A 9,991-nucleotide genomic window follows, 5' to 3' on the forward strand; every position below is an offset into this window, starting at 1 on the left:
CCGCCGGCCCGGTTCAGGCGTGGAAGATCGGACCCAGCTTGAAGGTGCGGTTCGTCTGGCCGAACCAGGTGCGGTCCTGCTCGGCACCGGGGCCCCACCAGAAGATGTCGGACCGCCGGTCGCCGTCGAAGTCGCCGACGAAGGGCTTGTACGTGCCGCTGACGGTGATCTTCTTGCTGGTGAAGCCCGCCGAGGTCGACCACCAGACGTAGTCCTGGGCGCCACCCTTCTTGTACCAGAGGATGTCGGTGCGACCGTTGCCGTCGTAGTCGCCCGGGAGCGGGTGGTCGTAGTGGCCGTCCACCTCGAGCCGCATGCGGCGGAAGTCGTAGTTGGTCTCGCCGTACCAGATCCAGTCGTCGGTCGAGCCGCCCTTGTACCAGAAGATGTCCGCCCGGCGGTCGCCGTTGAGGTCGCCCACGAACGGGGCGTAGGTGTTGGTGACGCCGAGGGGCGCGACGGTGAACGTGCGGTCGGCGTTGGAGCGCCACATGGCGGTCTGACCCGGCTTGTACCAGACGATGTCGGTGCGGCCGTCGCCGTTGTAGTCACCAGGGAGGGCCGCCACGTACGAGCCGGGGACCGCGACCGCCATCTGGTCGTAGGCGTTGTCCGTGCGGCCGTACCAGATGAAGTCCCCGGCCGCCCCGGGGCCGTAGAAGAAGATGTCCGAGCGACGGTCGCCGTTGAAGTCACCGGTGAAGGGCTTGTAGTCGCCGCCGGCGACCGACGGCTCCATCTCCGCGAAGCCGCGGTCGGCCTTGCCCTGCCAGCGACGGTCGACGGTGCCCGGGCTGTACCAGAAGATGATGTCGCGGCCGCTGCCGTTGAAGTTGCCGGTGACCGGGCGCGAGTCGGTGGGCACGGGCGTGGGGACGACGACCTCGGGATCGGCCGTCGCCGACTCCGCCGGCGGCGTCGCCGGCATGGTGGTCGCCGGGGCGGTGGTCGGAGGGGCCGTGGTGGTCGCCGGCCCCTCGGGAACGACCGGGACCGCGGTGGTCGCCGGCACCTCGACCGGCACTGGGGCGGCGGTGGTCACCGGCGTCTCGCCAGGCACCGGTTCCTGGGCCGACGCGGGGGCACCGACGGCGCCACACGCGACGACAACCGCGAGGATCGTCAACTGCAGGGTCTTGCGCACAACTACTCCCTCTCGTGCGTGGCGTTCGCCGCGCCGCGCCTCCAGTATCGCCGTCCGCCGGCCACCAGTATCGTCGGGAGCCGGTCAGCGGCGCGGGATGGTCGCTTCCCGCCCCCGTAGCTCAGCGGATCAGAGCAGGTCACTTCTAATGACAAGGTCGCAGGTTCGAATCCTGCCGGGGGCGCCGATGGCGCGGTGCGGGCCGGCGCGGGCCCTCGTGGACCCGACGCACTAGACAGGCCCCATGCGCTTCTCCTACGCCGAGGCCATGTGCGACGTGTCGCACTACGCCCCCCTCGCCCAGGCCGCCGACGACGCGGGGTGGGACGCCATGGTGATCCCCGACTCGATCTGCTACCCGCGGGACTCCGACTCGACCTACCCGTACACCGCGGACGGCGACCGTGAGTTCCTCGACGGCAAGCCCTTCATCGAGCCCTTCGTGCTCATCCCCGCGCTGGCCGCGGTCACCACGCGGCTGCGCTTCCACACGTTCGTCGTGAAGCTGCCCATCCGCCAGCCGGTGCTGGTCGCGAAGCAGGCGGCGTCCGTCGCCGTCCTGTCGGGCAACCGCTTCGGCTTCGGGGTCGGGCTGAGCCCGTGGCCGGAGGACTTCGTGGTCACCGGCACCGAGTGGCGGGCCCGGGGCAAGCGCATGGACGAGATGATCGACATCATGCGCGGCCTCTGGACCGGCGAGTTCTTCGAGTACCACGGCGACCACTACGACCTGCCCGCGGTGAAGATCACGCCCGCCCCGACCGAGCCCATCCCGCTGCTGGTCGGCGGGCAGACCGACGCCGCGCTCCGGCGGGCGGCCCGGGTCGGCGACGGCTGGATGCACGCCGGCATGGGCGACGGGTCCGACCTCGGCACCCACCTGGACAGGCTGCACGAACTGCGAGCCGAGTACGGCCGCACCGATGCCCCCTTCGAGGTGCACGTGATCTCCCTCGACGGCTACTCGGCCGACGGCGTGAAGCGCCTCGAGGACCTCGGCGTGACCGACGTGATCGTGGGCTTCCGCGACCCGTACACGATGCCCGACACCGACCTGCAGCCGAAGCTCGACGCCCTCCGCCAGTTCGCCGACACCGTCATCGCCGCCACGAGGTGACGATGACGGCGGCGGGCGGCCGCCGCCAGGGGCGTTGCTAGCCTCGCCCCGGATGGACTTCACCGTGCTCTCGCACGCCGGTCTCGTGGTGCGGGGCGGCGGCACCGAGCTGTTGTGCGACCCCTGGCTCGTCGGGTCGTGCTACTGGCGCTCGTGGTGGAACTACCCCCCGCCGAGCCCCGAGCTGGTCGAGTCGCTGCGGCCGTCGGCCATCTCCCTCAGCCACATCCACTGGGACCACTTCCACGGCGTCTCCCTCCGACGCTTCCCGCTCGACACGCCGGTCCTCGTGCCCCGCGGCCACCACGACCGGATGCGGCGGGATCTGGAGTGGCTCGGCTTCACCGACGTCCGCGAGCTCCGTCACGGCCGGCGGGTCGAGCTGGGGCCCGACTTCGCGGTCACCTCGTACCAGTTCGGCCCCTTCCTCGACAGTGCCCTGGTCATCGAGAGCGAGGGGGTCACCTTGTTCAACGTGACCGACGCCAAGCTGATGGGCCGGCCGCTCCGACAGGTGCTGGACCGCCACCCGGACATCGACTTCGTGTTCCGGAGCCACAGCTCGGCCAACGGTCGCCTCTGCTTCGAGATCACCGACGACCCTGACGAGGCCGTCGACGACGAGTCGCGCTACGTCCGGTCCTTCGTCGACTTCGCGGTGCGCAGCGGCGCCCGCCACGCCATCCCCTTCGCCTCGAACCACTGCTTCTTGCACCGCGAGGTCGTCGGCCTCAACGGCACCATCAAGACGCCGCAGATGGTGCTCGACGAGATGTCGACCCGTGCCCTCACCCGTCCCGAGGCCCACGTGCTCGTCTCCGGGGACTCGTGGTCCAGCCACGAGGGCTTCGCCGTCGCCCCGAACGACTGGTTCACCCAGCGTGAGGCGCACCTCGAGCAGTACGGGCGCGACGTCGCCGACCGGCTGGAGGCCACCTACGTCGAGGAGGAGGCCGCCACCCTCGACGAGGAGGAGGTGCGGCGGTACTTCGCCCGGTTCAGCGCCGCGCTCCCCTACCCGCTGCGCCGCTTCTTCCGGAGCCGGCCCATCGTGTACGTCCTCGCCGCCGGCGACCGTCGCGACCTCCTGTCGGTCGACCTCGCCACGGGCTCGGTCACCCGCCTCGACGACGTCGACGACCGGCGCCATCCCGTGCAGGTGCACGTGGCCACCCACGTGTTCCAGCAGTGCATCGAACTCGACCTCTTCTCCCATCTGCCGATCTCGAAGCGGGTGCGGTACCGCATGCCCAGCGCCCACAAGCGCACGGTCCAGGTGCTCAACCTCACGTTCAACCTCTACGAGTACGACTACCTGCCACTCCGCAAGGCGGTGAGCCGGCGGGCGCTGCGGAACTGGCTCGACCGGTGGCGGGAGGTGCTCTTATACGGCCGGGTGGGGGTCGACGTCGCCCTCGGGCGCGGCGTGGACGTCGAGCGCTACTGATCCAGAGCCGGACGCCGCCGCCGGCCTCGGACTGCGAGGATGGCGCGGTGACCACGGACCCGCTGCCCCGCACCGCTGCCGGCCGCGAGGAGGTCGCCCGGCGCCTCGCCGAGCTGGACGAGCTGGAGCCGTACCTCGCGCTGGCCAGGGAGATCCGACGTGAAGTGGAACGGGTGGCGGCCGACGACGACGCCGGCGCCGAGTCGATCGTGGCGGCCATCGACCGGTTCCCCCTCGAAGAGCGCGAGCGGGTCGCCCGGGCCGTGTTCGACCGGTTGGCGCCCGAGCGCCAGTGGGAGGTGATCGAGCGGGTCTTCGGCGACGAGGAGGTCCGTGGGTACCTCCAGCTCGAGCGTGCCGCCCGGCGGGAGCAGGCCCGACGCACGGCCACGCACCACGCGCTGGCGATCCAGGCCCGCACCGACGGGCTGCTCGACACCCGGCTGCTTCCTGCCGGCACGGCACTCACCCTCGGTCTGTTCCGAGAGCCCGAGGTCGCCGCGGCGGTGCGCCGGGGCAGTGGTTCGACCACGTGCGTCCGCCGCCTCGTGCTGCGGGCCGAAGGCGACCGCGATGGAGCCCTCCGCGTCGTCGAGGACGTGTTCGACCCGAGCCGCGGGTACTTCGTCACCGGCGACTACGACGAGCGGACCTGGCGCTCGGAGCGCATCGAGTCGCACGACCTGGTGCAGGTGGGCGCGCTCACGAACGGCACGCCGACCGAGGCCGAGGGCGACCCGGCGTTCGCTCCCGTGCTCGTCCCCGGCGCTCGCGTCGACGTGTGCCGGGACGGCGAGCCAATCCGGGGTCGCCTGCACCTCGGCTTCGCTAAGTTGGCCGAGGACGACGTCTTCGCCGGCTGAGCCGACACGGCGCCGCGCCGTGTTCGGGCCACCCCGGCCCGGGAAACGAGAGGCGTGCACATGACCCTGGTCCTCCTGGCCGTGATCGGCGGGATCGCCCTTTTCCTCTTGCTGGTGGTGCTCGGCAGCTTCACCTCGATCGGCCCCTCCGAGGTGGGCCTGGTCACCAAGCGCATCGGCAAGAAGCTGGAGGGCGGCCAACTCGTCGCCCTGAACGGCGAAGCCGGCTACCAGGCCGACCTGCTCATGCCGGGCCTGCGCTTCAAGTTCTGGCCGGTCTACAAGGTCCGGCGCTTCCCATGGGTGCAGGTCCCGCCCAACCAGGTCGGCCTCGTGATCGGCCAGGTCGGCGCCGCGCTGCCCACGGGCGCAAAGTCAGCCGCGTACCGTCCCGAGTTCGGCAACTTCGCCGACGTGCGCACGTTCCTGTCCCACGGCGGTCAGCGGGGCGTGCAGCGGCCGGTCCTCCCGCCGGGCACGACGGCGCCGATCCACCCCGTCGGCTTCGTCGTCCTCACCAGCGACGCCACCTTCGGCGAAGTCGTGTCCGACGCCACCCTGGCGGCGATCCGCCAGGTCGACCCCGCGGTCCTGCGGGTGGTGCACATCACCCCCCAGGGCGACCGGGACATCGTCGGCGTGGTCACCACCCTGGAAGGGCCCCCGTCCGGGGACATCGCCAGCCGCATCGGGGGATTCGCCGACGTCACCGCCATGGAGGCCTCGCCCACCGGGGGCTCCCCCATCCAGGTCATCCAGGCCGTGCTTCGGTCCAAGAACGACCTGCACGACAACTACCAGGACTACCAGGCGTTCCTGGCCAACGGCGGGTGCATCGGCCTCCAGCACGATCCGCTGCTGTACGGCTCGTACCTCCTGAACCCGTTCCTCGTCCGGGTCGAGCTCCGCGAGATGCTCGTCGTCCGCCAGGGCGAGGTGGCGGTCATCAAGTCCTACGTCGGCCTGCCCACCGAGGACACGTCGGGCGAGGAGTTCAAGTTCGGCTCGATCGTGAAGCCCGGCCACCAGGGGATCTGGTCCGAACCGCTGCGCACCGGCAAGTACACGCTGAACCCCCGCATCTACGAGGCCGAGATCGTCCCCACCTCGATCCTGACCCTGAACTGGTCGCACGTCACGAGCGAGGCGCACAGCCTCGACGCCCGCCTGGCGCCCATCGACGCGAAGAGCAAGGAGGCCTTCGCCTTCAGCATCGACCTCCAGGTGCAGATCCACGTCCCCGACACCCGGGCCCCGAAGGTCATCTCGATGGTCGGCACCATGGCCAACCTGGTCAACGAGGTGCTCCAGTCGGCCGTGGGCAACTACTTCCGCAACAAGCTCCAGACCCTCGGCGCCACCGAGTTCATCGAGAAGCGCGACGAGGTGCAGTCCGCGGCCGAGAGCTACATCCAGTCGTACCTCTCGCGCTACGAGGTCGAGACCCGCGGCGTCTACATCCAGGACGTGGTGTTCCCTCCCGACCTCGTCGAGGTGCTCACCAGCCGGGAGATCGCCTCGCAGGAGCGGGCCACCTTCGCCCAGCAGCGCGCCGCCCAGGAGGCGCGCGTCAGCCTCGAGCAGCAGCGCGGCGTCGCCGACATGCAGAGCGAGCTGGCCCAGGCCAACGTGTCGGTCGACATCGAGCGCTCCCGGGCCCAGGCGGCGAGTGCCCGGGCCGAGGGCGAGGCGGCGGTGATCACCACGACCGGTAACGCCGAGGCCACCCGCACGCGGGCCCTCGGTGAGGCCACCGCCGTCGCCGAGCAGGCCCTCGGTCTCGCCCGGGCCAAGGGCTTCGAGGCCCAGAGGCGCGCCATCGGCGCCGAGCAGACCGCCCTCGTCGCGGCCCTGCGCGAGGTCGCCGCGGGCAACGTGAAGATCGTGCCCGACATCCAGGTGGGCTCGGATGCCGGCATCCTCGGCGGCGTCGGCGCCCTCTTGATGCAGTCCCTGGCCCGCGGCGACGGGGCGGGCGCGGCCGGCGACGGCAACGACCCGGCCGACGGCGACACGGTCGACGGTGACGGACCGGGGGCGGAACCGGCCGCGGTGGTCGACGTGGCCGGGGTCGAGGCACCGAAGGGGCCGACGCCGGCACCTCCACCGCCACCGGCGGCCGACGCCGGCCCCTGAGGTTCCACGGTCCCGTCGAGACGGCTTCTGGCCACGTCTGGCGGGACCGGGCCCCCACCCGCCTATGCTGGGCGGCTCGCATCGGCGCCTCTAGCTCAACGGCAGAGCAACGGACTCTTAATCCGCAGGTTCTGGGTTCGAATCCCAGGGGGCGCACCACCACCACGCCAAACCGCCGCCGGGTCGATGATCCGGGCGGACGGATGATCAGCGCAGATCAGACGAGCGGGCCGCTCTCGATCCGGGGCTCGATGGGCGCCGGCTCGGTCGTGAAGGGCGGGAAGGGACCGTTCGAGTACACGCCGACGCGCCTGGACGCGAACGTCGAGATGATGTCGGTGTCGCTCAGCGAGTGCACGTAGACCACTGCCCCTGACGCCTCGAGCTGCGCGGCGAACGTAGGGGTGTACCTGCGCTGCTGGGCCATGTTCGCGGAGAGGGAGAGCGCCCGGTTCCTGGTGTTCCACCACATCATCACCGCGGGCGTCCGGTTGTTGCGCACGAAGCGCACGACCTCAGGGTCGTCGAAGCGGTTCCACGCCTGGGTGCGGTACAGGGCGAGCACATAGTTGCGGATGGGGTAGATCGCGCGGAGGCGGTCGAGCTCGGCCTGCCCCTCCACATGGGGGACGAGGCGATCCATGAGATCGGGTCGCCCGGCGGTGAGGCGCACGAACTCGGCCACGATCTCGACGTGGTCGAACTTGGTGTCGAGGATCACGTAGGCATCGGCGTAGGCGGGGGTGCGCAGCAGCTCGACCAGGTCGGCGGCGAACACAGGGGTGAAGGTCGACGCCTCGTTCCCGTTCCCTCCTCCCACGGTGTAGGTCGCGTCGAGCTGGCCGCGCGTCGCCTCGTCGAACGTGACTCCCGGAGGCAGGCCGTAGCGGCGTTCGGTCCCGTTGTGGGCGGCGAGCACCGTGCCGTCGGCGAGGCGCACCCAGTCGGCCTCGAAGACCCGGAAACCGCGGGCGAAATTGTGCTCGAAGGCCTCGAGGCTGTTGGAGTAGCCGAACTGGCGTCCGTACTGGTCGGGCGGCGTGGGCCCGAAGGCGTGCGCCATGTAGCCGTAGGGGTCGTACTGCGTGGCCCACGTGTCCTGTCGGAAGGGGGCGTCGGCGCCCGGGAGTGGGTCGAGGATCGCCGGGCGGGCGGCGAAGGCCCGTCCCGGCCCCGCGAACCACAGGGCGTCTCGGGCTGCGCCGGCCGCGTACCAGAAGAGGTCGTCGCGGCCGTCGCCGTCGTAGTCCCCGGGACGGGCCGCGTAGGTGCCCCCGACCTTGACGGCCCGGGGCGCGAAGCCCCCGGGGGACCCGTACCAGACCCGGTCGGACGCGACCCCGGCGTTGTCCCACACCAGGTCGTCGGCGCCGTCGCCGTCGTAGTCGCCCGCCACCGGCACCGCGGCGCCGACGGTGGCGGTGGTGGCGCCCTCGAACCCACCACTGCGCCGGCCGCTCCACAACACGCCGCTGCCGGCCTGGCCGTCCCAGTACACGTCTTGGGGGCCGTCGCCGCCGAAGTCGCCCACCACCGGGGTGTAGGTGCCGTTGACCTTGATCGACGCTCCCACGAAACGGCGCGTCCAGGTTCCCCGCCACAGGTAGTCGCCGGCGGTGCCCGGTCCGTACCAGAGGATGTCGGTGGTGCCGTTGCCGTCGAAGTCGCCGAGGACCGGGGTGTACTGCCTGGTGACCGCGACGGGCACCGCGGTGAACCCGGAGGCGGTGCCGTACCAGAGCCGGTCGGGTCCCGAGGCCGAGTACCACAGCACGTCGCTGCGGCGGTCACCGTCGAAGTCGCCCACGAGCGGCACGTAGACCCCGGCCACGCTCACCGATCTCCCGACGAAGCCGCGGCCCGCCGTCCCCTGCCAGAGGTAGTCGGCCGCGCCGCCCGGCCCGTACCAGAGCACGTCGTCGCGCCCGTCGCCGCCGAAGTCGCCGATGAGCGGGACGTAGGTGCCCCCCACGGTGACGGCCCGGCCCGCGAATCCCCGGTTGGCCTTGCCGTACCAGGCGTGGTCGGGTGAGCCACCGGGCCCGTACCAGAGCTGGTCCGCACGCCCGTCGCCGTCGAAGTCGCCCACCAGCGGGCTGGGCGGCGTGGGCGCCTCGGGGGCCTGGGCGGAGAGCCCGTCCGCCTGCCGGCCTGCCGGCGACGCCGGGGCGGAGGTGGGCATCGCCACCGAGCCCACCGACGTCGCCCCGGTCACGATGAGCACGGCCGCGAGGGTGCGCAGGGCACTCGGCGGTCGGAGCACCCGTCGAAGGTACCAAGGTCGGGTCCCGGTCGGACCTCATCTAACCTCGGACCATGGCCGACGATCGCCCCGTCCTCATCGCCCCGTCGGTGCTGCCCGCCGACTTCTCCCGCCTCGGCGAGGAGTGCGTCGCCCTCGAGGAGGCCGGGGTCGACCGCATCCAATTCGACGTGATGGACGGCCGCTTCGTCCCCAACCTCACCTTCGGCCCCGACGTCATCGCCTCGCTCCGTCCCCACGTGGCCGTGCCCTTCGAGGCCCACCTGATGGTCGAGGAGCCCGACCAGCTCGCCGCCCGCTACGTCGAGGCCGGCTGCGAGCGCCTCATCGTGCACACGGAGGCCTGCCCGCATCTGCACCGCACGCTGGGCAACATCGCCGAGCTCGGGGCCACGGCCGCGGTCGCCGTGAACCCCGCCACCCCGGTCTCCGCGTTCGCCCACGTGCTCGACCTGGTCGACCTCGTGCTGGTCATGACCGTCAACCCCGGGTTCGGCGGCCAGTCCTACCTCGCCACCATGGAGCCCAAGATCGCCGAGACCCGGCGGCTCGTGGTCGAGGGGGGCTACGACGTCGACGTGGAGGTCGACGGCGGCATCGGACCTTCGACCGTGGGGGCCGCCGCGGCGGCCGGTGCCAACGTCCTCGTCGCCGGTAGCGCCCTCTACCGCGATCCCGAGGGGCTCGGGCACGCGGTAGCCGACCTGCGCGCCCGCGCCGAGGCCGCTCGGGCATGACCGCACGGCGTTTCGGGCCGCTCGCGGCTGCGGTGCTCGCCGCCGGGGCGCTCCTGGCGGCCGCAGCCTGCTCCTCGGGCGACGATGGGGCCCAGCCGGACAAGGAGACGTTCTGTGCCAGGCTGGCCGAGTTAAACGCCGTGACGTCGGCGTTCGACCTCAACGTGGCCGACGACGCCGAGGTCGAGCGGGTGGCGCAACTCCTCGACGACATCGAGGCCACCGCGCCCGCCGAGATCAGCGACGACGTGGCTGCCCGGTTCGCCTACGTCGACGAGGTGATC

The 9,991-nt window shown here is 71.6% G+C and carries 8 protein-coding genes and 2 tRNA genes; 8 read left to right on the forward strand and 2 right to left on the reverse strand.

The genetic code is table 11. The features are described 5' to 3' along the window. Positions 1-13: 13 nt before the first annotated feature. Positions 14-1,144: a VCBS repeat-containing protein gene (locus JNK12_21785; GenBank protein ID MBL8778578.1), complete on the reverse strand. Its 1,131-nt coding sequence runs from the start codon at positions 1,142-1,144 to the stop codon at positions 14-16. 110 nt (positions 1,145-1,254) lie between these two features. On the opposite strand from JNK12_21785, the gene JNK12_21790 reads away from it, so the two are divergent. From JNK12_21790 to JNK12_21815, 6 genes are all read left to right on the forward strand, one after another. Then, a tRNA-Arg gene (locus tag JNK12_21790) sits at positions 1,255-1,328 on the forward strand. A 60-nt stretch (positions 1,329-1,388) separates the two neighbouring features. After that, the gene (locus JNK12_21795) at positions 1,389-2,261 is read left to right on the forward strand and encodes a TIGR03619 family F420-dependent LLM class oxidoreductase (protein ID MBL8778579.1); all 873 of its coding nucleotides are present in this window, start codon (positions 1,389-1,391) and stop codon (positions 2,259-2,261) included. Positions 2,262-2,313: 52 nt separating this feature from the next. After that, a complete protein-coding gene (locus JNK12_21800; GenBank protein MBL8778580.1) occupies positions 2,314-3,708 on the forward strand; it encodes an MBL fold metallo-hydrolase in 1,395 nt (464 codons plus the stop codon). A 47-nt stretch (positions 3,709-3,755) separates the two neighbouring features. Next, the gene (locus JNK12_21805; GenBank protein MBL8778581.1) at positions 3,756-4,571 is read left to right on the forward strand and encodes a hypothetical protein; all 816 of its coding nucleotides are present in this window, start codon (positions 3,756-3,758) and stop codon (positions 4,569-4,571) included. A 60-nt stretch (positions 4,572-4,631) separates the two neighbouring features. Continuing rightward, complete coding sequence (locus JNK12_21810) at positions 4,632-6,707, forward strand: hypothetical protein (GenBank protein MBL8778582.1); 2,076 nt, start codon at positions 4,632-4,634, stop codon at positions 6,705-6,707. Positions 6,708-6,791: 84 nt separating this feature from the next. Next, positions 6,792-6,866: transfer RNA gene (locus JNK12_21815), tRNA-Lys, on the forward strand. A 58-nt stretch (positions 6,867-6,924) separates the two neighbouring features. Here JNK12_21815 and JNK12_21820 read toward each other — a convergent pair. Next, positions 6,925-8,970 (reverse strand): VCBS repeat-containing protein, encoded by a 2,046-nt coding sequence (locus tag JNK12_21820; protein MBL8778583.1) that lies wholly within the window; start codon positions 8,968-8,970, stop codon positions 6,925-6,927. Between the two features lie 53 nt (positions 8,971-9,023). On the opposite strand from JNK12_21820, the gene rpe reads away from it, so the two are divergent. Together rpe and JNK12_21830 are read left to right on the forward strand one after the other, a co-directional pair. Then, the gene (rpe, locus tag JNK12_21825) at positions 9,024-9,707 is read left to right on the forward strand and encodes a ribulose-phosphate 3-epimerase (GenBank protein MBL8778584.1); all 684 of its coding nucleotides are present in this window, start codon (positions 9,024-9,026) and stop codon (positions 9,705-9,707) included. Next, a partial coding sequence (locus JNK12_21830) for a hypothetical protein (protein MBL8778585.1) occupies positions 9,704-9,991 on the forward strand: 288 nt, incomplete at its 3' end. The genes rpe and JNK12_21830, both read left to right, overlap by 4 nt.

The organism is Acidimicrobiales bacterium, assembly GCA_016794585.1.
Lineage (GTDB): Bacteria > Actinomycetota > Acidimicrobiia > Acidimicrobiales > DATDAH01 > JAEUJM01.